Origin of the sequence: Jannaschia aquimarina (assembly GCF_000877395.1) — a bacterium.
Taxonomy (GTDB): Bacteria; Pseudomonadota; Alphaproteobacteria; order Rhodobacterales; family Rhodobacteraceae; genus Jannaschia; species Jannaschia aquimarina.
This window is the reverse complement of sequence record NZ_JYFE01000020.1, coordinates 143,727-168,240: the sequence shown is the minus strand read 5'-3', so window position 1 is coordinate 168,240 and position 24,514 is coordinate 143,727. Positions and strand designations below refer to the sequence as shown.

27 protein-coding genes and 1 pseudogene are annotated in these 24,514 nt (G+C 64.8%); 8 read left to right on the top strand and 20 right to left on the bottom strand.

Annotated elements, in window-relative coordinates:
• Position 1 precedes the first annotated feature (1 nt).
• From jaqu_RS05170 to jaqu_RS22370, 8 genes are all read left to right on the top strand, one after another.
• A complete protein-coding gene (locus jaqu_RS05170) occupies positions 2–790 on the top strand; it encodes an SDR family NAD(P)-dependent oxidoreductase (RefSeq protein ID WP_043917872.1) in 789 nt (262 codons plus the stop codon).
• Between the two features lie 61 nt (positions 791–851).
• Positions 852–2,399: a hypothetical protein gene (locus tag jaqu_RS05165; protein ID WP_043917871.1), complete on the top strand. Its 1,548-nt coding sequence runs from the start codon at positions 852–854 to the stop codon at positions 2,397–2,399.
• Between the two features lie 68 nt (positions 2,400–2,467).
• Positions 2,468–3,361 carry a fructose bisphosphate aldolase gene (locus jaqu_RS05160; protein WP_043917870.1) on the top strand — a complete coding sequence of 298 codons (894 nt, stop codon included), beginning with the start codon at positions 2,468–2,470 and terminating at the stop codon, positions 3,359–3,361.
• A gap of 103 nt (positions 3,362–3,464) precedes the next feature.
• The gene (locus jaqu_RS05155) at positions 3,465–3,758 is read left to right on the top strand and encodes an FtsB family cell division protein (RefSeq protein ID WP_043917869.1); all 294 of its coding nucleotides are present in this window, start codon (positions 3,465–3,467) and stop codon (positions 3,756–3,758) included.
• A gap of 158 nt (positions 3,759–3,916) precedes the next feature.
• Positions 3,917–4,939 carry a pyruvate dehydrogenase (acetyl-transferring) E1 component subunit alpha gene (gene pdhA / locus jaqu_RS05150; protein WP_043917868.1) on the top strand — a complete coding sequence of 341 codons (1,023 nt, stop codon included), beginning with the start codon at positions 3,917–3,919 and terminating at the stop codon, positions 4,937–4,939.
• Positions 4,939–6,327 (top strand): pyruvate dehydrogenase complex E1 component subunit beta, encoded by a 1,389-nt coding sequence (locus tag jaqu_RS05145; protein ID WP_043917867.1) that lies wholly within the window; start codon positions 4,939–4,941, stop codon positions 6,325–6,327. Before pdhA ends, jaqu_RS05145 begins: the two co-directional genes overlap by 1 nt.
• A gap of 12 nt (positions 6,328–6,339) precedes the next feature.
• On the top strand, positions 6,340–7,695 hold the full coding sequence (locus jaqu_RS05140; RefSeq protein ID WP_043917866.1) for a pyruvate dehydrogenase complex dihydrolipoamide acetyltransferase: 1,356 nt from the start codon (positions 6,340–6,342) through the stop codon (positions 7,693–7,695).
• Positions 7,692–8,003 (top strand): MliC family protein, encoded by a 312-nt coding sequence (locus jaqu_RS22370; protein ID WP_084629424.1) that lies wholly within the window; start codon positions 7,692–7,694, stop codon positions 8,001–8,003. The genes jaqu_RS05140 and jaqu_RS22370 overlap by 4 nt, the downstream gene beginning before the upstream one ends.
• Here jaqu_RS22370 and cysE read toward each other — a convergent pair.
• From cysE to mltG, 20 genes and pseudogenes are all read right to left on the bottom strand, one after another.
• Positions 8,000–8,821, bottom strand: a complete 822-nt coding sequence (gene cysE, locus jaqu_RS05135) for a serine O-acetyltransferase (RefSeq protein ID WP_043917865.1) — start codon at positions 8,819–8,821, stop codon at positions 8,000–8,002. The two genes, jaqu_RS22370 and cysE, sit on opposite strands and share 4 nt — an antisense overlap.
• Positions 8,822–8,890: 69 nt before the next feature.
• Positions 8,891–12,878: pseudogene (locus tag jaqu_RS05130) on the bottom strand (baseplate multidomain protein megatron).
• Positions 12,879–12,883: 5 nt separating this feature from the next.
• Positions 12,884–13,318, bottom strand: a complete 435-nt coding sequence (locus jaqu_RS05125) for a C40 family peptidase (protein ID WP_043917864.1) — start codon at positions 13,316–13,318, stop codon at positions 12,884–12,886.
• Entirely contained in the window at positions 13,315–14,175 is an 861-nt protein-coding gene (locus jaqu_RS05120; RefSeq protein ID WP_043917863.1) for a DUF2163 domain-containing protein, read from the bottom strand. Before jaqu_RS05120 ends, jaqu_RS05125 begins: the two co-directional genes overlap by 4 nt.
• On the bottom strand, positions 14,172–14,810 hold the full coding sequence (locus jaqu_RS05115) for a DUF2460 domain-containing protein (protein ID WP_043917862.1): 639 nt from the start codon (positions 14,808–14,810) through the stop codon (positions 14,172–14,174). Before jaqu_RS05115 ends, jaqu_RS05120 begins: the two co-directional genes overlap by 4 nt.
• Positions 14,811–14,820: 10 nt before the next feature.
• Positions 14,821–15,456, bottom strand: a complete 636-nt coding sequence (locus jaqu_RS05110; protein ID WP_043917861.1) for a phage tail tape measure protein — start codon at positions 15,454–15,456, stop codon at positions 14,821–14,823.
• Positions 15,449–15,655 (bottom strand): rcc01693 family protein, encoded by a 207-nt coding sequence (locus jaqu_RS05105; RefSeq protein WP_043917860.1) that lies wholly within the window; start codon positions 15,653–15,655, stop codon positions 15,449–15,451. Before jaqu_RS05105 ends, jaqu_RS05110 begins: the two co-directional genes overlap by 8 nt.
• A complete protein-coding gene (locus jaqu_RS05100) occupies positions 15,652–15,963 on the bottom strand; it encodes a gene transfer agent family protein (RefSeq protein WP_043917859.1) in 312 nt (103 codons plus the stop codon). Before jaqu_RS05100 ends, jaqu_RS05105 begins: the two co-directional genes overlap by 4 nt.
• Positions 15,960–16,373: a phage major tail protein, TP901-1 family gene (locus jaqu_RS05095; RefSeq protein WP_043917858.1), complete on the bottom strand. Its 414-nt coding sequence runs from the start codon at positions 16,371–16,373 to the stop codon at positions 15,960–15,962. Before jaqu_RS05095 ends, jaqu_RS05100 begins: the two co-directional genes overlap by 4 nt.
• 15 nt (positions 16,374–16,388) lie before the next feature.
• Positions 16,389–16,793, bottom strand: a complete 405-nt coding sequence (locus jaqu_RS05090) for a DUF3168 domain-containing protein (protein ID WP_043917857.1) — start codon at positions 16,791–16,793, stop codon at positions 16,389–16,391.
• Positions 16,790–17,134, bottom strand: coding sequence for a head-tail adaptor protein (locus jaqu_RS05085; RefSeq protein ID WP_043917856.1), 345 nt, complete (start codon positions 17,132–17,134; stop codon positions 16,790–16,792). Before jaqu_RS05085 ends, jaqu_RS05090 begins: the two co-directional genes overlap by 4 nt.
• Positions 17,134–17,682 (bottom strand): hypothetical protein, encoded by a 549-nt coding sequence (locus tag jaqu_RS05080; RefSeq protein WP_043917855.1) that lies wholly within the window; start codon positions 17,680–17,682, stop codon positions 17,134–17,136. The genes jaqu_RS05085 and jaqu_RS05080 overlap by 1 nt, the downstream gene beginning before the upstream one ends.
• Before the next feature lie 127 nt (positions 17,683–17,809).
• Positions 17,810–18,952 (bottom strand): phage major capsid protein, encoded by a 1,143-nt coding sequence (locus jaqu_RS05075; protein WP_043917854.1) that lies wholly within the window; start codon positions 18,950–18,952, stop codon positions 17,810–17,812.
• 28 nt (positions 18,953–18,980) lie between these two features.
• Positions 18,981–19,508, bottom strand: coding sequence for an HK97 family phage prohead protease (locus jaqu_RS05070; RefSeq protein ID WP_043917853.1), 528 nt, complete (start codon positions 19,506–19,508; stop codon positions 18,981–18,983).
• Between the two features lie 30 nt (positions 19,509–19,538).
• Positions 19,539–19,958: a hypothetical protein gene (locus tag jaqu_RS05065; RefSeq protein ID WP_043917852.1), complete on the bottom strand. Its 420-nt coding sequence runs from the start codon at positions 19,956–19,958 to the stop codon at positions 19,539–19,541.
• A complete protein-coding gene (locus jaqu_RS05060; RefSeq protein ID WP_052500781.1) occupies positions 19,951–20,253 on the bottom strand; it encodes a hypothetical protein in 303 nt (100 codons plus the stop codon). The genes jaqu_RS05065 and jaqu_RS05060 overlap by 8 nt, the downstream gene beginning before the upstream one ends.
• A complete protein-coding gene (locus jaqu_RS05055; protein WP_043917851.1) occupies positions 20,250–21,392 on the bottom strand; it encodes a phage portal protein in 1,143 nt (380 codons plus the stop codon). The genes jaqu_RS05060 and jaqu_RS05055 overlap by 4 nt, the downstream gene beginning before the upstream one ends.
• A gap of 47 nt (positions 21,393–21,439) precedes the next feature.
• The gene (locus jaqu_RS05050) at positions 21,440–22,798 is read right to left on the bottom strand and encodes a DNA-packaging protein (protein WP_084629417.1); all 1,359 of its coding nucleotides are present in this window, start codon (positions 22,796–22,798) and stop codon (positions 21,440–21,442) included.
• A complete protein-coding gene (locus jaqu_RS05045) occupies positions 22,710–23,045 on the bottom strand; it encodes a hypothetical protein (protein WP_043917850.1) in 336 nt (111 codons plus the stop codon). The genes jaqu_RS05050 and jaqu_RS05045 overlap by 89 nt, the downstream gene beginning before the upstream one ends.
• 279 nt (positions 23,046–23,324) lie before the next feature.
• Entirely contained in the window at positions 23,325–24,494 is a 1,170-nt protein-coding gene (mltG, locus tag jaqu_RS05040; RefSeq protein WP_043917849.1) for an endolytic transglycosylase MltG, read from the bottom strand.
• Positions 24,495–24,514: the final 20 nt, after the last annotated feature.

Genomic DNA, 24,514 nt, shown 5'->3' with positions numbered 1-24,514 from the left:
GATGGACCGCTTCACTCTCGTGACCGGGGCATCCGAAGGCATCGGCAAGGAATTGGCGCGCCGTGCCGCGAAATCGGGACGCAAGGTCATCCTGACGGCGCGGTCGGAGGACAAGCTGGCGGCCCTGGCCGAGGAACTCGGGAACGACACCGTCGTCATTCCAGCGGACCTCTCCAAGCCCGGCGAAGCGGATCGGCTCTGGAAAAGCGCCGTGGATCGACGCGAGATCGAGATCCTCGTGAACAATGCGGGCCTCGGCTATAATGGTGCTTTCGTCGATCCGCAGGGCTGGGATCGCGAAGCGGTGTCGATCGAGGTCAACGTTGTGGCGGCCACCCGGCTGATGAAGCTGGCCGTCGCGCATATGCAGGAGCATGGCGCGCGGTCCCGGATCCTGAATGTCGCGTCCGTCGCGGCATTCATGCCGGGTCCCGGCATGGCCGTCTATCATGCGACAAAGGCTTTCCTGCTGTCGCTGTCCGAGGCGGCGGATGTCGAATTGCGCGACACGCGGATCAGCGTGACGGCACTCTGCCCCGGAGCGACGCAATCCAACTTCTTCAACGACGCCGACATGACGGAAGTCAATATCACCAAGGTCGGCCGTCTGCCGAGTGCAGCCTCGGTCGCCGAAGCAGGCTGGAACGGAATGATCACGGGGCAACGCGTGGTCGTCCCGGGGGCGCAGAACAAGGCGACGGTCGCGATGGCGCGCCTTGCTCCGCGCGGGATCGTCGCCGGGATCACGCGCCGTCTGCTGTCGCGTTCCGGCACCCTGGCCAAGACCTGACCCACGCAAGGACCGCCGGTTCCGGCGGCCCTGAACTGCGACACGATCGACGGAGGATACGATGCGCCGACTTCTCGCCTGCACGGCACTTGCCCTGACCACGATGCCCGCGCACGCGCAGGAGCGGACGTTCTGGGATCTGATCAATCCCGACGCGATCGCGATGCAGTTCCTGCAATCCGGCATCTTCGCGCTGCGAACGCAGATCGAACTGACCTACGGGGACATGGCGATTTCCCTTCTCGATGGCCGGATCGCGATGGAAGGCGTCGAGATGGTGATCCCGGCCCGGCTGACCGGAGCGATCGACTGTCCCGCCAGCGTCGATCTGATCGAGATCCGCACGGAAAACCCGGTCTCGCTCGTGACGCTCAGCGGACATGTCGAGCTTCGGGGGATCGACGTGCCCGCCACGTGTTTCGGGCCCCAGGGGATCGCGGCCGGCGCCTTTCTGCCCGGCGGGCGGATCAGGCTTCCCGAAGCGGTCATCGACTATGCCTACGACATGCCGAGTTCGGGCCTTCAGGTCGGGCTTCGGACGACGCTGGAAGAGCGGGTCGCCGTCACGGCGGATGTGGATTTCGATTACTTCTCGCTGCGCGAAGTGGCCAACAGGAGTGAGCCTGCCCTGTGGGCTCGCCTTTCCGGCGCGACGGTCGCCTTGCAGGACCTTGGAGCTTGGGACATCGCCGCGCCGTTCCTGCCGCCCGAGGCCACGGATCCCGCGAACGCAGCGCAATTCGTTCGCCAGAACGGATCGGGAATGATCGGTGCGGGGTCTGCGCAGGACTCTCTCGCGGCACAGGCTTTCATCGAGGAACTGGCCAGCGGATGGGCCGCTTTCGTGGCGGACCCGGATAGGCTCGTGATCGAGACCGGGTTTCCCGCGTCCGAGCCCCGAACCATCGACCCCGACCTGATTCAGCGCCTCGACGAGGGCCCCCTGCCCCTGATCGGGCTTCTTGAACCGCGGGTCGGCGCAGATCGCGCGTCGGAGCGCGAAGCCCTGCCGATCACGAGCGTCCTGCCCGCGATACAACGGACCGACGCGCTGCCGCCGGACTCGAGGCGCACGGTCGGCCTCGCGTTGTTGCGGGGCGATGGCGCCCCTCGGAACCTGGCAGAGGCCGAACGCCTTCTCGCCGACCTCTCCGAAGGCGGCGATACGGAAGTGTCTCTGGCCCTCGCCCGGGCGCTGGAGCGGCGCGACCCAGAGGCCGCCTATGCCTACGCCTTGGCGGCAGGCCCCGGCGGCGCGGCCGGTCTGCGGGGCCTTCTGGACCGGCTGGAAGGGACCCTTCCGTTCAACACCGTCCTGCGTCTTCAATCCGCCGCTCCGGACCCGACGGAAGATGACATGGCCGGGCCGGCGAACGAGTTGCTGGCCCGGGCCGAAGCGCATCTTCGCGGGGTCGATGCCCGCCGCTCGCTGCGCCACGCGCTGATCTACGCCAGTATCGCCGCCGGACGCGGCAGCCGCGACGCGCAAGCCCTGCTGGATCGGATCGATCGCGCGGTCCCGTCGGATGGCGTCGATGCCTGGATCCCGGTCGCACAAGACGCCGAGGCAGTCGCGCTTGCGGGATGGCTGTCGCCGGGCGACCGTTAGCGCCATCGCGGTTGCGTGCGGACAGGCCACCACCTAGTCCAACCCAAACGAAGTCAGGGAGAACCCGAATGCCGAACGAACAGCAGGCCGCCAAGATCGAGGCGGGTCAGGGCTTCATCGCCGCACTGGACCAGTCGGGCGGCTCCACGCCGAAGGCGCTGCGCCTCTACGGTGTCGAGGAGAACGAGTATTCCGGCGAAGACGAGATGTTCGACAAGATCCACGAGATGCGCTCGCGGATCGTCGGAAGCCCTGCCTTCAACGGCGACCGCGTCGTCGGAGCGATCCTGTTCGAGCAGACGATGGACCGGGATTTCCACGGCCGCCCAGCTGCCGAATACCTCTGGGAGGAAAAGGGCGTCGTGCCGTTCCTCAAGATCGACCACGGTCTGGCCGATGAAGAGGGCGGCATGCAGCTCATGAAGGAGATTGCCGGCCTCGACGCGACGCTGGAACGGGCGAAAGCGAAGGGCATCTTCGGGACCAAGGAACGCTCCGTGATCGGCAAGGCGGACGCGGAAGGCATCCGCAAGGTCGCAGCCCAGCAGTTCGATGTCGGACGACAGGTCCTCAAGCACGATCTGGTGCCGATCCTGGAACCGGAGGTGACGATCTCGATCGCCGACAAGGCCGAAGCGGAAGCCTTGCTGAAGGACGCCCTGCTGGAAGGGCTGAATGCCGTTCCGGACGGTCAGCGGGTCATGTTCAAACTGACCCTTCCCGAAGAGCCGAACCTCTACGCCGAGCTCGTCGACCATCCGAAGGTGCTTTCGGTTGTGGCTCTGTCCGGCGGTTATTCGCGCGAGGAGGCGAATGCGCGCCTCGCACGGAACCGCGGAATGATTGCCAGCTTCAGCCGCGCCCTGACCGAGGGGCTGTCGGCACAGCAATCGGAAGCGGAGTTCGACGCCACGCTGGACACCACGATCCAGTCCATCCGGGACGCTTCGGTCGCCGGGTGAGTCCTTTTTCCCACGGGGCGCAGCGGGAACGCGCGCCCCGGGGTTTGACTATGCGCTGCCGCGTGCCACAAGGCCTGAAACGCCCGACCCGAAAGAGGCGATGATGAGCAGGCAAACCCGGGGCTACGGCTTCCTCCTTCCGATCGGCATCCTGACCTTCGGCGGCTATTTCGTGTTCGCCGCGATCCAGGGCGAAGGCGGACTCCTGAGGCGCATCGAACTGGAGGCGGAGCGTACGGAGTTGCGGGCCGAGCTTGCGATGCTGGATGCGCGCGTCGCCGCATTGCGGGACCGGACGCGCCGCCTGTCGGACGATTACCTCGATCTGGACCTGCTGGACGAACGCGCGCGGGACATCCTGGGCCTCGTCCGCGCGGATGAGATCGTCGTCGAATAACCGACGCGCAGACCCCGACCAGCCGATCCGGATCGGCGTTCCGGGCCTTGGTGACGTTTCCGTGCAACCCCGTTTTGCAAGTGCTGCACTTCCCTTGGGGAACCAGACGCGCTACCGGTTGTTCAACGTTGAACAACCGCTAACTGGGAGGAGGCGGGATGGCCGCACGACGTAGCGCCGCGAAGGCGAAGCCGAACGTATCCGCAGACGAACTCAAGCAGTATTACCGCGACATGCTCTTGATCCGCCGCTTCGAAGAGAAGGCGGGTCAGCTTTACGGCATGGGGCTGATCGGCGGATTCTGCCACCTCTACATCGGACAGGAGGCCGTCGTCGTCGGATTGGAAGCGGCCGCCAAGGACGGCGACAAGCGCGTGACCTCCTACCGCGATCACGGCCACATGCTGGCCTGCGGCATGGACCCCAAGGGCGTCATGGCCGAGCTGACGGGTCGCGAAGGCGGCTATTCCAAGGGCAAGGGCGGCTCGATGCACATGTTCAGCCGTGAGAAGCATTTCTACGGCGGCCACGGCATCGTCGCCGCACAGGTTCCGATCGGAGCGGGCCTTGCATTTGCGGACAAGTACAAAGGCAACGACAACGTAACGTTCACCTATTTCGGCGACGGGGCGGCCAACCAGGGTCAGGTCTACGAGACCTACAACATGGCAGAACTCTGGGATCTGCCCTGCATCTTCGTCATCGAGAACAACCAATACGCGATGGGGACGTCGACCAAGCGCTCGACCAAGTCACCCAGCTACTGGGAGCGCGGCGCCGCCTACGGGATCGAGGGAGAGGAAGTCGACGGGATGGATGTGCTGGCCGTGAAGGCAGCGGGAGAGAAAGCCGTCGCCTACTGCCGTGCCGGCAAGGGCCCCTACATCCTCGAAGTGAAGACGTACCGCTATCGCGGGCATTCGATGTCGGATCCCGCCAAGTACCGGACCCGTGACGAAGTTCAGAAGATGCGCGACGAGCGGGACGCGATCGAGATGGTGCGCCAGATGCTCCTGACCGGCGACCACGCGACCGAAGACGATCTCAAGGCCATCGACAAGGAGATCAAGGAAATCGTCAACGAAAGCGCCGAGTTCGCGAAGGAAAGCCCCGAACCCGATGAGAGCGAGCTCTGGACGGACATCTACGCGGAAGAGCTTCCGCAAGGGGAGGCAGTCTGATGGCGACCGAAATCCTGATGCCCGCGCTCTCGCCCACGATGGAAGAGGGGACGCTTGCGAAATGGCTCGTGAAGGAGGGCGATACCGTCGCCTCGGGCGATATCCTCGCAGAGATCGAGACCGACAAGGCCACGATGGAGTTCGAAGCCGTCGATGAAGGTACGATCGGCAAGATCATCGTCTCCGAAGGCACCGAAGGCGTGAAGGTGAATTCGCCCATCGCCGTCCTTCTCGAAGAGGGAGAGAATGCCGACGATATCGAGACGACGGAACAGAGCACCCCGGTCCCCGAACCGCTCGACGGCCCCGAGGGCCGCGCCGACCCGGCCCCCGCTGCGACTGCGGCGCCGTCAGAAGAAGATGTTCCGAAATCGAACGCCTCGCCGGACTGGCCGGAAGGGACCGAAATGGTGACCCAGACCGTCCGCGAAGCGCTGCGGGACGCCATGGCAGAGGAAATGCGCGCGGACGACAACGTCTTCATCATGGGCGAGGAGGTCGCCGAGTACCAAGGCGCCTACAAGATCACCCAGAATATGCTGGAAGAATTCGGCGACCGTCGCGTGATCGACACGCCAATCACCGAGCATGGTTTCGCCGGCATCGGCGTCGGTGCCGCGTTCGGCGGGTTGCGCCCGATCGTCGAGTTCATGACGTTCAACTTCGCCATGCAGGCCATCGACCAGATCATCAACTCGGCGGCTAAGACGCTCTACATGTCGGGGGGCCAGATGGGATGCCCGATTGTGTTCCGCGGCCCGAACGGCGCGGCCGCACGCGTGGCGGCCCAGCACAGCCAGGACTACGCCGCGTGGTATGCCAGCGTTCCCGGCCTCAAAGTGGTGCAACCGTATTCGGCCGCCGATGCGAAAGGCCTGCTCAAATCGGCGATCCGGGATCCGAACCCGGTCATCTTCCTCGAAAACGAGATCCTCTATGGACGCTCTTTCGATGTGCCGAAACTGGATGACTTCACCATTCCTTTCGGCAAGGCCCGCATCTGGCGGGAAGGCAAGGATGTGACCATTGTCAGTTGGGGCATCGGGATGACCTACGCCCTGGAGGCTGCCGAAAAGCTCTCGGAAGAGGGCATCGACGCAGAGGTGATCGATCTGAGGACCCTTCGTCCGGTCGATTACGACACTGTGCTTGCTTCGGTCATGAAGACGAACCGGTGCGTCACGGTCGAAGAAGGCTTCCCTGTTGCCAGCTTCAGCGATCATATCGCGAGCACGATCATGCAGCGCGCTTTCGACTACCTCGACGCGCCTGTGATCACGTGCACGGGCAAGGATGTTCCGATGCCTTATGCGGCGAACCTCGAAAAGCTGGCCCTGACATCCGTCCCGGAAGTCATCGAGGCCGTCAAAAAAGTGACCTATCGCTGAGGGAAGACAGACATGGCGACGGAAATCCTGATGCCCGCCCTTTCCCCCACGATGGAGGAAGGAACACTTGCAAAATGGCTGGTGAAAGAAGGGGACACCGTCTCTTCCGGAGACCTCCTCGCAGAGATCGAGACCGACAAGGCCACCATGGAGTTCGAGGCGGTAGACGAGGGCGTAATCGGGAAGATCATCGTCTCCGAGGGGACTGAAGGCGTGAAGGTGAATTCCCCGATCGCAGTCCTTCTCGAAGAAGGCGAAGACGCGTCCGCGGTGGATGCGGCATCGTCCGACGGGTCCTCGAACACGGCCCCCGCGGAACCGACGCCGATGACGGAACCGCAAGCCGGCTACGGGCGCGAGGAAGGCGGGAGTAACTCCGGTGCCGGCAAGGCAAGCGAGACGCCCGCGAAAGAGGCGTCTTCAGGCAGCGACCGCGTCTTCGCCACGCCGGTCGCGCGACGGATCGCCAGGGACAAGGGGATCGATCTCACCGATGTCAAAGGCAGCGGTCCGCGCGGCCGGATCGTAAAGGCCGATGTCGAGGCATTCACCCCAGAAAAGGCGGCCGCTGCAACATCGCCGTCTGAGGCGACGAAATCTGGCACGACAGAAGGTCAGAAACCTGCGATGCCGACGGGGGTCTCCGCGGACGCGGTCCTCAAGATGTATGAGGATCGCGACTTCGAAGAGGTCAAGCTCGACGGAATGCGCAAGACGATCGCCGCGCGTCTGACTGAGGCGAAGCAAACGATCCCGCATTTCTATCTTCGGCGCGACATACAATTGGATGCGCTTCTCAAGTTCCGAAGCCAACTGAACAAGCAACTCGAAGGCCGAGGAGTGAAACTCTCGGTCAACGACTTCATCATCAAGGCGAGCGCCCTGGCCCTTCAGGCCGTTCCGGACGCCAACGCTGTCTGGGCAGGCGACCGGGTTCTTAAACTGAAGCCGTCCGACGTCGCCGTCGCCGTAGCGATCGAGGGCGGGTTGTTCACACCGGTTCTGAGAGACGCCCACCTAAAGTCGCTGTCCGCGCTCTCGAGCGAGATGAAGGATCTCGCAGCGCGCGCACGCGACCGCAAGCTCGCGCCACACGAATACCAGGGCGGCAGCTTTGCGATTTCCAATCTCGGCATGTTCGGGATCGACAACTTCGATGCCGTCATCAACCCACCACATGGGTCGATCCTCGCGGTAGGCGCGGGCGTGAAGAAGCCCGTGATCGGCAGTGATGGAGAGATCGCCGCAGCCACCGTCATGTCCGTGACGTTGTCGGTCGACCACCGCGTCATAGACGGTGCGCTTGGCGCAGATTTCCTCAAGGCACTCGCAGAGAACCTCGAGAACCCGATGGTCATGTTGGCATGAAGCGTCCAGTCTTCGCACTGCTCGTCCTTGCGGGATGCAACACGACGAGCCCGGTCCCCTCGGACGAGTCGGCTCCGAGCCTGACGGGTGGATCCCGATATTCCTGCGACACCGGCACATCGCTCACCGCCGCGACGACACCTTCAAGCGCGTCGATCCGGCTGGAAGATGGCCGAGAGCTATCTCTCCCACGGGTCAGGGGAACGGCCGGCATGACTTACGCGGCCGACGGGTGGGTCTGGTTTGTCGACGGCGACCGCGCAGTGCTCACCGAACAGGGCGGGCAAAAAAACTGTCGGCGAACCTAATCGCCAGAGGGGTCCCTGAGCCCGATGAGTTGATCCATCATCACGGATGGCTGGGCGCATCCCGCCTCACCCACAATTCTGGCAGGCACGCCGGCAACCGTCTTCATCGGTGGTACATCTTCCAGAACGACTGAGCCGGCGGCGATCCGGGAGCAGTGCCCGATCTGGATATTACCCAGGACCTTCGCCCCTGCCCCGATCAGGACGCCATCCCCGATCTTGGGATGGCGGTCGTCGTGCTCCTTTCCCGTACCGCCAAGCGTCACGGAATGCAGCATCGACACATTGTCGCCGATCACGGCCGTCTCTCCGACCACAATGGAATGCGCGTGATCGATCATGATACCTTGGCCGATCTTGGCGCCGGGATGAATATCGACTCCGAAGACCTCGCTCGTCCGGTTCTGGACGAAGTAGGCAAGGTGACTTCGCTTTCGTTCCCAAAGCCAGTGCCCGATCCGATAGGACTGGATCGCCTGGAAGCCCTTGAAGAACAGGAGGGCCTGAGACAGTTGCTGACAGGCAGGGTCTCTTTCGTAGACCGCAACAAGATCAGCGCGCGCGCGCTGGGCGATGTCCGGGTCCTCAGCGAAAGCCTCGTCGGCGATCTCTCGCAAGAGTTGCACGCCCATCTCGTCGGTCGCCAGCTTGGCGGCAAATCTGTGTGACAGCGCCCGCTCGAAGGTCGAGTGGTGCAAGATCGATGCGTGCACCATACCGCCGATAACGGGTTCGTCCCTGACGATATCCGTGGCTTCGGACTTGATCTGGTCCCAGATGAAATCGACGGGACGAACGGGGTTTTTCTGAAGGCTCATCGAAGGCCTCCTTTCCTGCGCTGAGCAGGACGATACTGATACCCGAGCCCAGAGGAAAGGTTGCCTCGCTCACGAGACCGAGAGAGAGGCCCAGCTTCCGGGTCCATACTCATCCGAGATCTGAGCAATCTCGAGCTCGTACCCCTGTTCCAGGCCGTTCGCCTCGCGAAGCGCGCGATCAAGAGCAAGCTCGGTCTTATCGGTCTCGGTTGTCCAAACGATCTGCTCACCCACTCTTGCATTGGCAACGTATCGCTCGCGCGTCTCGCCAAGCGGAATCTCCCTGTCCCAACTATCGCCGGCGATCCGGCTCCGGCGCATCCAGGTGAACCTATGGACATCGTCTTCGCGCATCATCCGAAGGTGAGCGGGTGCGTAAGGACGGAGTCCGACACCCCGGGGCGTGATTTGGATCTGCTTGTAGGCGGGATGGTCGATCGCGAACCGCGCCGGCCCTATTGCATAGTTGCGCGGCAGCCCCACCGTGTCCGGCGCGACATTTACTTGTTCCGCCGTCCCATCGAGGATCGTCACGAGGCTGCCAATAGGCCAACCATCCTTTGGGACCAAACGCTCCGTTCCTCTCTGTCCGCGCAGGCGCATCGAAAGCTCCCACAGACCTTGAGCGATTGGAACCGCCTCCCGGAACTGGAAAATCTCCCAATCCGGGTCTGAACCCTAGACCGATGGCCGCAACGTTGGCGCCGGCAAGCAGCGCCGCCTCGCTCCTGCGGGAAAGCTGCCCGCTGCCAAACCGCACGCGGAGTGCAGGACCGCGATCCCAGACACCTGGAGCCGCAGGCACGAGAAGTGTCTCGCTCACACCCAACATCGCAGGAGCTCGCACGATCGTGTCGGAAATGTACCCTGCCTCTTCGGCCGAAGACAGCGCCGCAACGCTCCCGGGCCATGGCCGTGCAGCAACCGCAAGATGCGGAGCGTGCGGGGACTCGGATCCGGTCAGTAGGGGCAGATCCATGAATATCGGCGCAAGAGGAGCGCCTGCCCTGTAGGGTTTGACACGTGACAGGTCGGATGCGGGTCGGGACGGATGGAAGACGGATGGATCCGTTCGCGTGGCATCGATACGTCGCGCGGATCCCTCCTCGAGACGATCTACGCGCCAGCGTCCCTCAAGCCCTTCGATGACGAGATGGTCGCCAGCAGCCACGTTCCGCCAAGACGGCGGCAAACGCAGGCTGATCGTTTCACGTCCAAGACGAGATTCCGCCAAGTACCGCTCGGCAATCGCAATCCCTTCCGCAGCCGTCAACGAGACCGGCAATTCCGTATCCGTGACCTGTACGAACCCGCTGCGCACCAGCTGACCGGCCTCACCCACGCGAAGATCGAACCTGCCATCGGACTCGATGTGGTGGACACGCACCTGCCCCACAATTTCGGGATCCGGCGACCGGACTTCCTCCAGAATCGGGGTCTCTCCCTCTCTGACCAGCTTCTCGCCAGGAACGACGATATCGTTGGCATCCGCACGCATGTAGAACCGTAGTTCTCCCCCGATCTCGGCTGCTTCCACTCCATACGCAAACAAGAGCGGTTGAAGATCGGCGCGTGCAGTCTGCACGTCATTCATCGCGTATCCGCGAACGATCCCGCGAACCCCGGATACATCGAAGCGGGAGATACCGGCGGCAATGCAGATCTCTGCTATGACCGTCGAAAGGGGCAGCGACGCAGAGCGTCCTGACCACCAATGTCCAGTCAGATAGTTTTCGCCGTCGGACCAGGTTTCCTGATCATTGGGGAACGTCGGCCAAGGACGCGCATCCCATGCCCAGAGAAAGGAATGGCTCAGATCGAGCATCTCTTTCCCGTACAGCTCAAATACAGGATTTCTGTCCGCTCGTTGCCAGTAGGTCGTCAGCGCGCGGATGTATTGCATCTGCATGGCATCGTCGCGCAAGCCATTCGAATAGTGAGGCAGAAAGCTTTCGGAAGACTTCGGGTCGAGAAAAACATTCGGCTGGTTCGCGCCCTTGTCGATGGCAGCGCAGCCATATTCGGTAAAGCGGATCGGTTTCAGGCCGGGCTCCCAGCCGGTCGGTTCCGGGATCCGCACGCCCCCTCCCCGCCTTTCGTGGTGATAAGATCCCCACCAGTTGCGAATGTCCTTGTATCGGAAGACCCAGTCCTCCCCATGCGCATCGTCAACGATCGGTGTCCGACGCTGCCCATCACGTGCTTCCGGACTTCCATAGAACCAGTCGTATCCTTCGCCGCCTTCGATGTTCGCTTGAAGGTATCCGATATCGTGCCCGGAGCCCCAACTCTGGTCCAGATGAGACTTCCCATCCCGCCAGTCGGACAGGGGCATGTAGTTGTCGATGCCTACGAAATCGATATTCGGGTCGGCCCACAGCGGATCGAGATGGAAGAAGACATCACCGGAGCCATCTTGCGGATGGTACCCGAAATACTCGGACCAATCAGCTGCATAACCGATCTTTGCATCCGGCAGTATCTTTTTGACTTCCGCCGCAAGGTCCCGCAATTGGTCGACCGCTGGAAATGTGTCACCCGTTCCGCGGATCTGCGTGAGTCCGCGCATCTCGGATCCAATGCAGAATGCTTCGACGCCGCCGGCTGCGGCGCACAGTGAGGCTTGGTGGAGAATGAAGCGCCGATAGCTCCACTCCTCCGGTCCGGAATAAACGATTTTCGGGATACTTCTAAGCTGACCGTCAGATGCGACGATCGCCCGGATGATCGCACCCGCACTTCCGTCGCCGAAATCGGGCCTGTCGTAATCCAAAGCGAAATCCGACGCCGCGGCCGCTCCGAAGAACTGTGCCACCTCCTGTGATGCGGCTTCGCTACGATCCGGGCTGCCCTCGAAGCCCGGTGCAACGGAAGTCGTGATCCGGCCACGCCACGGGAGCACGGGCTGTTCGGCGGCCCCGTAGGGATCGGGTAAATTGTTACCTGCAAGCTGCTCCATGAGAATAAATGGATAGAAGGTCACATCCATTCCATCGTCGTTCATCGCAGCGATTGCCTGCATGACGGACAGGTCGCTCGGCGTGCCCCCATAGACCGCGCCGTTTCCCTGCTGTGCGAGGATCTCGGCGGTCGAACGCGTCAGGTTCGAAACCTTCCACGGAAACTGGACGCCGTCTTCGCCTGATTGCTCGACCTTCGGCTTCAATTCGCATTCACCGACGCGCAGATCGCTCCCGAACCAGCTCACGATCAACGAGCTCGATTTCACCTGCGGCGCTTCTTCCCGCAGGTTGCGCAACGACAATTGCAGGTCCGGCACTTCCGCGGCCGAGTGAACGTTCGCGGACCTCGTCGTAAGTCCCGACGCCGCGTAGTCGACACGCTCCGTCGACAGTGCGAACTCACCCGTCCCCGGCATCATGGCCACGCCTTGTACGAGGTCTTGCGGGGCAGGTACCTCACCAGCCGCGCGGGACGTACGAACAACCTCGAAATTGAACTGGGGGACCCGGTTCCCGAACGGCCCAAGCTGAAGATCCTCGATGACGACATAGGCGACGCCGCGATATGCCGGCGCGTTGCGCTCTCCCTCCACAGCCTCGATCAGAGCATCCGGCAATTGATCTTCGCTGCCCCGGTATAGCCGAAAGGGCACCTCATCGAGCGCAAGCTCTCGGCCATCAGCCCAGACCCGACCTATACGAAGGATCTCGCCTTCGCAGAGTGCGATCGCGAGACTGACGGAGTAACTGTATTCCTTGACCTGGGGCTGGGAGGGTCCGCCCTTTCCTCCACCACCGCCGGACGTGTTTACGGTCTCCTCGAAGGGCGTGGACCAGATGACCTGACCTGCAACCCTCATCCGACCGACAATCCGCGGGATGGGATTGCCTTCCGACGCCGTACTCAGGCGAAAACGGTCGATCCGCCCCGTCTCAACGACTTCTGCTCCACCGCCAAGAACCCGCTGGTCGATTGCGCGTCCGACGGTCGCGCCGATCGCACGCCCGATCACGGCACCGCTCAATCCGAGGACCGAACCGCCGATGCTTCCACCTATCGTCGCGCCGAGCGCGCCCAGAACAAGCGTCGCCATATCAATCAGTCCTCCGTCGGGAAATCGAAGCGCGCGGCCACGCGACGCGCCCAAGGCGCGGAGAGCGATGTCTCGACGACGCTTCGACCACTATATGCATGGATGATCTTAGGGACCGGCTGGACCGCGCTCAGGATCGCGAGGTGCTTGGCAACTGCACCAGCCCGCATCCGGAACAGAAGCACCTGGCCAGGCACCATCTCGCGATCGACAGGGATCTGGACCATGATCCGGCTGGCGGCGGCCAGCAGGGCGTCATCGCGCTGTGGCTCCAACCAATCGGCGGTGTAGGCTGGAATGTCCTCGGGCTCATAGCCGAGGCATTCCCGCCAAACGCCACGGATCAGACCCAGACAGTCCGTTCCACCCCCGCATGTCGATGCGCCATGGACATAAGGGGTCCCGATCCAGCGGCGAGCGGCGTCCACGAAACGGCTCATCTGCCCGCACCTGTCGCAGGCAAAGCAAGCGTCCAGTTGTCCCCAGGAATGTGCGGAAAGCCGCGAAAGTTCAGCAAGTTCTCGAACTTGTCACGACACGTCGACATCGACTTGTCGCAGCCCGTCTCGATCCGCACCTGGTCGCCGACCGCAATGGACGCGCCTATGCTGGACCAAAGCTCGATCCGGCGGCCGCCTCTTTCCGCCTTGTCGAACTTGACGAGTTCGACAAGATCGACAGCAGCGCCACTCAGCATACGCACGCGCCCCCTCTCGAACCAATAATCCTCAAAGCCCGATCCGTCGTTCAACCAAAGCACCCGGCCACCTTCGGTGACCTCGATGATCTCGGCGACCAGCGACCGGCCGGGCGCGTCCAGATCAACCGCGCAACGCGCATCGCCAAGCGCGGCATCGCAGCGGGAATGGTAGACCCGTCCACGAACCGTATTGAGCGCTTCCGAAATCCCTCGCAGTTCGGCCGAGAATTGTCCGCCACCCTCGGTGATCTCACCCAGCGATCCACGGAACAGGATCTCGAAGACGTCCGGCTCACGCCAATCGACGAGATACGCCACGACCTCTGCCCCATCCCAGCGCCCGGCACGAATGTCATCGGTGGTCAGTGCATCATCCGACAGGGCACCGACCACTTCGGCATTGTCGACCGCGAGGCCGGTGCCGAATTGCAAAGCCCCGGCAGTGAGCCCCGAAGTGGCGCTACACTGGACACCGTCCACCATCAGGTCGCCATCGTGGTCGGTGAACCCCAGTGTGAGGCCGTCTCGACGGTGAATGACCCATGCACGGCAGGTCGAAGACGCGCCCCCCGCCATCCGCTTCTGCAGCTCGGTCATGGCCGCAACTCCACGACGGGGACGTCCGGCACTTCGCCTGCCTGGAAGCTGGCGACCGAGGTTCGGATCGCGTCCGTGTCGAACCGGACCGGAACGTCGTATTCGTACCCAGCGGTTACCTCTGCGCCTTCCCCCGGCGGCGTGGCGAAGGTCACAACTCCGGTGGTGTAGTCGACGTCATAGTCGACCCCTTCGATCTGAGCGTCATCCGCGAGTCCGATACGGACGGTGCCGACAACAGGCTTGGAGATCGGCCGGCAATAGGATTGCTCTCCGGAACGATAGGTCTTGCAAAGCTGAAAGACGGTGCGATTGCCGTCCCCTTCTCCGATCTTCTGATCGTTGAAGTCGGGCTCGACCGAAGGCTTGCAACTCAGGTAGTCGCTCCAGTCCTTCCATCGAAATCCGTGCAGGCGCCCACGACGCGCCTCGAAGAAGGCGACGAGATCCTCAATGTCATCTAGGGATCGCACGCCGACCGCCGCATCGTATCTGCGGCGGGAATGCTCCCACGGCGTGTTTCGCTCTTCATGGCCGTTCGCAAGCGTGACGACCTCGGTCAGCCGCTCCGGTCCGCCGACGGATCCAAAGGATAAGCGCGCCGGAAAACGTATCTCGTGGAAAGAAGTCGACATTTACGATCCCTCAACGGTTGCGCGCACCGCGCGAGAGGGCGCGACCCATCTCGGCGGCGATCTGGCTCTTGGAACGACGGAAGCTGCCTGCGTCCGGCGTCGAGATGTTCATGACCACGTTGACCGCACCTCCGCCCCCCGACGCCTGGACACCCAGCTTGCCATCGGGTCCGCGTGTAAGCGGCATGATGGCTTCCGGCCCTGCCTCGCCCATGAGGCCGGTTCCATTCCGCATCGGAAAGGTCGTCGCGCCGGCGACGACCCCACCCTTCGCAAAGGGCGTGACGCGGCCTTGGGTGAAGGCGCCGCCATTCGCGAAAACCCCATTGACACCGGCGGCAAGCGCGCCTCCGAGAGCGTTCTGGACCGGTCGCATCGCGGTGTTGTAGGCGGCATTGACCATGGACCGCGCCAGTAGCTCGAACGCTTGACTTGCCTTCAGGCCGTCGAAGACCAGGCCATCGAAGGCGCGCCGCAATCCGCCCCCGAACGAGCGGCTAAGTCCCGCCACCTCGCGGTTCGTGTAGGTCAAGGCGCCTTGCAAGGTTCCAAGTTCGGCCGTGAACCGGGACACGACGGCCTCGGCGCCTCCGATCTGCGCTTCCATCGCCTCCAAACGGTCTTCGAGGCCTTCAAGCTCATCCATCGGTCTCTCCTGGTTTCTGGTCAGGGTACTTCGCGGCCAGCGACTCGAGCGCGGCACGGTCCATCGGAAGGCGCCCGCCCTCGATGCCGAGGACGAACGCCAGTTCGGCAGGTGTCATCTCCCAGAAATCCGCCGGCCTGAGCCCGATGCCGCGGATCCCGGCTCGCATCAGCGCGGGCCAGTCCAACCCGCCGGTCATGCGCTGGCACCGGGCAGCGCGAAGGCCCGACCGAGCAACTCGGCCGCGACGCGCGTTGCCTCCACGGGACCGCCTTCAAGCTCCCCATTCAGAAGTGTCTCGGCAGACCCGCTCCAACCACCCCCACGCAAACCCGCGAGAAGAACGGAGATGACATCGCGGGTCCCGAACCGCCCGCGTTCGAAGCGGCTGACCAGATCGACCAGCCCCTCGTTTTCGAGGTTGGCCCCGAGAGTCAGCCTGAGGACGTGCCTGTCGCCGTCGAGGGTCAGCGCAACCTGGCCGGACCACGGGTTCGCGACGCTCACAGCGGCGAGAACGTCAGGGCCCCGGCCGATGCGAGACTGATTTCATAAGTCGCCTCGCCATCGTGAGAACTGGCAAACTCCAAGGCGGTAATCTGGAACCGACCCTCGATTGTACCGAAGTCGGGGACGATAACCTGCCAAGTGACGACCTCTCCGTCGAAGAATAGCTGCCGCGCCCGCGCATCGGTCGCCGCGTCGCGAAAGACGCCGGATCCGCTGATAGCGGCCGACTTGACCCCACCGCCGTGGAGCAATTCCCGCCAGCCGCCAGCGCTGTCCAACGTGGTCACGTCGACCATGCCGCTGTTGAAGGCCAGCCGCGTCGCCCGCAGACCGGCAAAGGTTTCGAAGACGGCGTTGCCGTCGATATCGACCTTCAGCAGAAGGTCTCGCCCGCTCTGGACACCCATATCCGTCACTCCTCGTCAGATTTCGGTTCGGGCGCGGAACACCATGTCGATGCGCCGCGTGCCCGCGCTCCGGTCGCGCCTGGCGCGAGCGGATTGAAAAGTCAGGCTGACCAGCCGCCCCGCCCCGAGGATCAGCCCCGGCCGCTCCAAGATCGTGCTGACCTGGCCGGCCACCTCCTTGGCAGCGGCGAAACCGTCACGGGTGGTTACGACACCGATCCGCAAACGATGCACGGCGCCCAAGCCGGTCGCATCGCCATGTTGCCGGACGTCCTCGGGGCCAAGCGCGACATACAGGTCGCCCGCGCCCTCGGGCTCTGCATCATGGATTGCGCCACCGGTCATTCCGTCCAGGACGGGATCTGTTGCGAGCGCCTCGTAGATGGCCGCCTGAAGCGCGGCCGAAACGGCGTATGTCATGGCCGGGAGCCCTCCGTGACTTCGCGGGCGTAGATCGTGAGCCAGCGGCCCCGACGGTCATCCTCGTGAACCGCTTCGACCTCGTAAGCCCGCAGGCCATCGACCAGACGGTCGCCCTGCCAGGGGCGCCCCTCGTGATCCTGCGGCAGGGCGTGCGCGGTAATCTTCACCTTCAGACGCGGCTCTTCGCCCAGTTCCGTGACCCGCAGCGTGCCGGTCCGCGCCTGGACATCGCCCCAGAGGCTGCCCCGTTCGGTCCATATCCGCTCGAACCCGCCAGCCCCGTCAGAGACCCGCTCCGGCACAAGCCGGTTCAGATGCCGCGTAAAGGTCCGCCGCATCACTTCCATCCTCGCAGGCGGATCGGCCGATAGGGTGCCATCATGACTTCGGCCGCACCCGTCAGGATCGGCCCCTCGCCTTCCTCCAGCGTCTCCGCGGTCAGCATCACGGCCTCCCGCAGGCCTCCGGGCACGTCTTCCCAACGGTCATGACCCAGCCGGACTTCGCCGGTGATGCGCGCTCCGGCCACGACGGGCCGCTTAAGCACGATCGCCGGTGCGTGAATGTCGTTCTGGATCTGCGGAGCCCCCCCTGCGGGGGGCGCGCCATCGACTTGCACCGAAAGAATCTCGGCAAGCCTGCCGCGCGGCAGGGTCAGATGACGCCCGCCCAGGGCCGTTCCCTCGATCTCGAAGACGCGCGACAGTGTGATCCGGCCGACATGTTGCTCGACGCGGTCGATTGCCGCCCTCAGCCGGTTCGCCATGTGGGCGACACGGCCCGGAACCGTCTCCCAGCCGGTCGGCAGGCGCATCACCTGCGCGAATGCACCGACGGGCAGTACTTCCTCCGCGATCCCGTCGCGATCTTTCAGCGTCAGCACCATGCCGCGCCCTCCATCCATGAGTGCGAAAAGAAGTGACGAGACCGGGACGCCGCCCCTGCGGATCCCAGCCGGAAGACGTCCGGCCCCGTCGTCCCCGGCGCGGACCGACCGCACCGGGGGATCACGATCAGGCGTTCGCGAACTTCAGCAGCTTGATCGCCGCGAAGTCGGTCACGTCGCCGCCCACGCGCTTCGTCGCGTAGAACAGGACGTGCGGCTTGGCGCTGAAGGGATCGCGAAGGACCCGCAGGTCGGGGCGCTCGGCGATGGTATAGCCGGCACCGAAATCGCCGAAGGCGATCGCAAGGGCGTCGGCACCGATGTCGGGCATGTCCTCCGAGATCAGGACCGGATAGCCCATCAGCTGCGCCGGCTGACCGGCGGCCAGGCTGTCCGACCACAGGAAGCGGCCATCGGCATCCTTCATCTTGCGGACGGCCCCGGCCGTCTTCGAGTTCATCACGAACGAGGCGTTGGCGCGGTAGCGAGCGCCCAGCGAGTAGACCAGATCGACGATCGCATCCGCCGGATCGTTCGCGTCGAAGTCGTCCGGCGCACCGGTGGCGACATAGCCCAGATTGCCCCAGCCCCAGCTCGATTCCGCGACGGCGGGATAGGTCAGGAAGCCCCGAGGCTTGTCCGCTCCATCACCGTTGACGAAAGCCTTGGCTTCGGCGCGGGCGAACTTGTCCGCGATACGCTCTGCAAGCCAGGTTTCGACGTCGAAGGCCGCGTCGTCCAGCAGCCGCTGCGACGCCTTGGGCAGGGCCGACAGCTCGTGCAGCGGAATGGAGATGCGGTCGAATTGCGACGTGTCCGTCTCGGCGATGGTTCCCGTCTCCGACGCCCAGCCGGATTCAAGATCGCCGCGATCGACCAGCACGTCGTAGGAGGTCGCCTCGACATTCACGACCTTCGCCACCGAGCGGATCGAGGCCGTGGACATGAGAACCGACTGAACGGTCTCCGAGGTCTGGGGGTCGACGAGATAGCCGCCTTCGGCAGAGACTGCCGTGTTCATGGACTTGCCTTCGAGGCTCAGCCCGCGAAGGCCATCATCGTCGCCCGAACGCAGATAGGCATCCATCGCCTTCTGGTGGGGGGCGTCGATTTCGTTCGCCTGCAGCGGGGTGCGGCTCAGGGTCTGGGTCATGCGCGTGCGCTCCTCATGTTTGCTCATCCGGTCCTCGATCTTCTCTCGGAAGCCCTTCATCTCGCTGACGAGCCCCGTCAGCGCCTCGGCGACTTCGCCGATGCCGTCGTCGGTCATGCCGATCTCCGTCTTGGGTGGGGGCGCGTCACTGACCCGCCAGTTCACGGGCGGCGGCGCGAAGCACCCCCGCCAATTCGCGCGAGCGGTCGGCCTTGGCCCCTACCCGCGCGCTGGGCAGCATCGGGAACGTCACCAGCGACACTTCCCAAAGCTCCAGCTCCTTGAGGCGCCTGCGCCCCTGTTCGTCGCGCGTCGCGCGTTTGATCGTGTAGCCGATCGACAACCCGTCCATGGCGCCCGCTTCGACCAGCGAAGCGGCTTCCATGCCGCGCGGCACGCTGGTCAGCAGACGGCCCTTCACGAACAGGCCGCGGGCATCCTCGCGGACCTCGTCCCAGACGCCGATGACTTGGGCTGGATCGTGCTGCCAAAGCATCTTGACCCGCCGTCCCTCGGCCGACAGCCGCGCGAGACTGTCGCAATAGGCACCCGGCTCGACGATGTCGCGGCCCGTGTCCTCGACGCCGAACCACGAGGCGTAGCCGGCGATGACGCAGCCGTCCTCCAGCCGCACCCGCCCTTCGGCGGTTGCGAACTTGTGTAGCAATCCCATGTTAGGCTCCTTGCTCGGGTGACGCGCGCGTCAGCCCCTCCAGAAATCCGTGATCGTCACCCAGAGCGGGTGACACCGGTGCAGCGTGAAGGCCCGGGTCCCCGTCAGGCCGTCCCGCTCGCGGACCCGAAAGGGCCCGACCTGGCGGTCCCCCGTCGGCAGGGTCCGGCCATCGGGCAGGCTCCGGTCGACACGCTCCGGTTCCAGCGTCAGCCTGCGTTCACCATCGAACCAGGACAGGCCGAGGAACTCGCACTGCCGCAGCTTCCGGAACCTGAGCCGGAACCGGTAATCCGGTCCCAGACGTTCCGGGGCGAGAAGCTCGGCGCCCTCGACCACAGGAAAGAAGGCGCGCTCCACTTTCGGCCCCAGCGCAAAGACCGCAGGCGTCAATGCCATGCTGAACGCCACCGTCACCGAGGCGCGTGTGATCCAGCCCGTCCTAGCCACCGAACAACTCTCCCCGCAGCATCGAAGACATGAACCCGCCGACGATCCCCGCGACGACCAGCCAGACCAGCCGCGAGATCAGCCCGTCGATCCGGTCCAGCCGCTTGTCGATTCCGTTGAACCGGCCCTCCAGGCGGAGCTGCTTCTCCTCGTTGACCGCCTTCTCGGTCTCGAGGTTGCGGATGCAGGCCTCGACGCCAGCGATCCGCGCCTCCAGCCGGACAAAGGCGGCCTCGGTGTCCTGGAACGGCGCGTAGAGGAACCTCGACCCGCCGACCTTTGCGGCCCCGCTCATTCGGCCAGGGGCGGCAGCCCCAGCATCGACCGCTTTTCCGCATCCGTCAGGAAAGTGGCCTCGGCGACCCGGCGCCATTCGCCGTCCCGTTCCGCCTGGAGCGCGGGAATGCCGTCCTTGTCCGCCGCGAGGCTCACCGCCTCTCCGCCATGGACCGACAGCCAGCCCGCCAGCGCTTCGCAGACCCGGCCGACGAGCGGCAGCACCGTCAGGCGATAGAAGGCGCGGTTCGCCTCGGCGTAGTTCGCATAGGTCGCGTCTCCGGGTACGCCCAGCATCATCGGCGGCACGCCGAAGGCCATGGCGATCTCGCGCGCGGCGGCTTCCTTGGTCTTCTGGAACTCCATGTCGGAGGGGCTAAACCCCATCGGCTTCCAGTCCAGTCCGCCATCCAGCAGCATCGGACGACCCGCATTTCGTGCGCCCTGATGGTGCTGTTCCAGCTCTACCGACAGGCGATCGAACTGTTCGTTCGACAAAGCCTCGCCGGTATTGATCACTGCCCCCGAAGGCCGCGCCGCGTTGTCCAGCAGGGCCTTTGACCAGCGCGAGGCGGCGTTGTGTACGTCCACAGCCCCTGCGGCCGCAGCCAGCGGAGACATCCCGTAATGGTCGTCCGTCGGATGGAAGGCCCGGACATGGCAGACCGGGCTGATCTCGCCCACATGGAACCGGTGCTTCCGCCCGCCGACGCTGTAATCGTAAGCGACCGGCCAACCGTCCGCGCCGGGTACGACGCTCATCCGGTCCGATCGCAGCACGTGCAACTCGGCCGGCAGCCCCACGCCGACGCCTTCGACATAGGCATCTCCGGTCAGAAGCAATTGGCCATAAAGCGCTTCGCGGAACGCCGCGCCGCCCTGCGCCGCATTCGGGCGGGCGATCAGGTCCAACAGCGGATGCACCGCCAACCGCCCGTCCGGCCCATGGACGGCCAGCGGGACCGCGGCAGCCGCCTCGGCGATCAACCGGACGCAACGAAAGCCGACAGGATTGCCGCCATAGCCGTTCTTGACCAGCGACGCCCCGTCACGCGGCGACCAAACATTGCGCCCGACCGCGCCCCAGGCCGCGACGCGACCGGCCGCGCTGGCCTTCGCCTCGACCGGCGCCTCGGCCTTCCTGCCAAATCCGAACATGCCCGTTCCTTTCGTCCCGAATGAAAAGGGCCCCGAAGAGCCCCGTGTCACAGCTGCCGGATCGCCGGCCCGGCCCGACCGGCCGGTTCGATCACCGCGGCCCAAAGCGCCCAGACCAGCGCATCGACCCGGTCGGGGCTGCCCCGGCCGCGCCAGCCCCGCACACTCATGGCGCACATCTGGTCTTCCAGCAGATCCAGCCCCCGGCCGTGCCGCACCCGTCCCTGCTCGTAGAGCGCGGCGACCGGCTCGGCCCGCGCGCCCTTGGCGTGGCGCGCGCTGACCTTCCGGTAGGGCACGGTGGGCGCCACCTGCCGCAGCACCGCCTCGATCATGTCGCCGCCCTGGTTGGCCTCGGCGACCACGCGGTCGGCGTCGAAATCGTCCACGGCGCGCGCGACCGCTTCAGCCCACTGCACCGGTGTCGCTGCGCCCACCGAACGGTCGGCCAGAACCCAGGCCTCCATCCCCCGGACGCCGACGACGACGATGCCGGTCTCGTCCGATGCCGCGCCTGCGCTCACGGCCGGATCCAACCCGATCACCACCCGGTCGAACCGGCCCGGCGCCTCGCCCCGGCATGCTTCCAGTTGCGCGGACGTCCAGAGCGCGCCCTCCACGTCCTCCAGCATCACGCCATCCAGCTCCTGCCGGCCCAGCCGTGTTCCGGCATAGCGCTCCCGGACTTCCTCCAGGAACGACACGGCGAGGTTCGCCCGGTTCGCTTCCGTCGGCGCGTGCGTGACGACGGTCGAGTTCCGCGCCAGCAGCGCCTTGACCTCGGGCTCGGCCCGGGGCGTCGTCGTCACCACGGCGCGGGGATCGTCTCCGGTCCGCAGCGCAAATTGCAACATGTCCCAGGCCGCCCCGGGAGTCTTCCACTTGGCCAACTCATCCGCCCAGGCCGCATCGAATTGCGGCCCACGCAGCGCCTCCGGATCCGACGCGCTGAAGACCTGCGCCTCGGCCCCGTTGGGCCAGACCAGCGTCCGGGTCGTCGCTTTCCAGACCGGTCGCCGGTCCGGAGGAGAGCAGGCCAAGAGCCCGCTCTCCCCGTGCACCATCACCCGCGCCGCCTGGTCGTAGGTCTCGCCCAGCAGCGCGACCCTCCGGCACTTGCCCGGATCGAGGGGGCGTGCCCCCTCGACCTGTGCGCGAACCCATTCGGCTCCGGCGCGGGTCTTTCCCGCGCCGCGCCCGCCCAGGACCACCCAGGACCGCCACTTCCCGTCCGGCGGCAACTGGTGCGGCATGGCCCAGAAGTCGAAGAGCCACGGCAATGCACCCAAGGCATTTTCCGACAGCCCGTCCAGGAACTCACTCCTGACCGAAGCATCCGCGCAAGCGATCGAGGCGGCTTTCGACCTCCGCACGTGCGGCATCGAGGTCGAGACCTCCACCGCCATCCCGCTTGCGTCTGACATCGAGTGCCCTTCCTTCGCTCTCGAAAGCGGACTTGTAAGCCGCTTCCAGATCCTTCTGTCCCTTCGCCAGACCCAACGGGTCCTCAATGACCCCGGTCCGATCGACTTCATCCAGCGCGCGGCTCAATCGCACGCGGAGCCTTTCCATTTGCATGAGAGCTTCGCTCGCACGCGCCTCCAGACCCCCGGCTTCCTCGTCCGTGGGGCACCCATCAATGTGATCCGCCATCAAAATCTCCGTGCAGAAATAGCGACCCGCACGGGCGAAAAGAGAAAGCGGCCTCGGGGTCGCCCCCGGGCCGCTCGCCCATTTCTTCCAGCTTGTGGAGGAACCTCCTTTTGAGCGTTCGGTCAGGTCAACGCCTAAATCGCCGAACCGAGGAGATTTCTTTCAAGCCCATGAAAGATTTGATTAAATCGGCAAGACCCACGCGCCATCTCCAGCGAATCTCTCCAACGCATCGCCTCCCGGTCACGGCACAGGCCCCCGGGGAGCCCGAACCCTGCCTCAACCCCCATCGGTCTCCTGCGCCGCCCGCTCGGCTTCGATATCGCGCCAGCGGTCCACGTTCGCATTATGCTCCGCCAGCGTCTCGGCAAAGGCATGGCCCCCGGTGCCGTCGGCGACGAAGAACACGTAATCCGTCTCCTCCGGGTTCAGAGCCGCCCGGATCGACTCGGCTCCCGGATTGGCGATGGGCGTCGGAGGCAGCCCGTCGATGACATAGGTGTTGTAGGGCGTCTCGCGGCGCAGCTCGCTGGCCCGAATGCCCCGGCCAAGGCCGCCCTGCCCCCGCGTGATCCCGTAGATCACGGTTGGGTCCGTCTGCAGCCGCATCCCCTGCTCCAGCCGGTTCGTGAACACGCCCGCAACGGTGTAGCGCTCTTCCGGGACGCCGGTCTCCTTCTCGACGATCGAGGCCAGGATCATGGCCTCCTCGGGAGTCTCTATGGGCAGGCCGGGCGCACGGTTGGCCCAGGCTTCCGCCAGGATACGCTCCTGCGCCTCTTCCATCCGAGCGATCAGAGCGCCGCGTTCCGATCCCTGGGCCACCTCGTAGGTGTCGGGCGCCAGCGCGCCTTCCGCCGGCACCTCGACCTCGCCGGTCAGGAAGTCGGCGGCCTTCAAGCCTTCGACCACCTCCCAAGACGTCAGGCCGGGCGCGACCGAGACGCGCCAGGTGATCGGAACGCCTCGTTCGATCAGGGCAGTCGCTTCGGCCGGAACATCATCCACGCCCGGCACGTAGGTCGCCACCTCGACCGGCGACGGCTCTCCGGGCACCCGCTCGCGAACCCGGATCTCAGGCCCCTGGGCCCGCAGGACCAGCGTCACCGAATAGGGGAACACGCTCGCCGCGCCGCTGGTCAGGATCTCCAGCACCTCGGGCATCGACGCCCCCGGCGGGATCTCGTAGGTCCCGAATTTCAGCAGGTCCGCCTGCTCCGTGTAGTCCGCGCCGATCCGGAAGATCGCATCGGATGTGATCACACCTGCCTCGGCCAGATCACGGCTGACGGTGCGCAGCGAAGCACCCCGCTCCACCTCGAAGAAGACCGGCTCCGCAAGCGGCCCTTCCGCCACCCAACGGCTCTTGCCGATCTGAACGCCGATCGCGACGGCGATCACAAGCACCACGCCCAACGTCAGCGCGTTCGCCGCAATATGCTTCCACATCAGAGGCTTGCCCCTTGAAG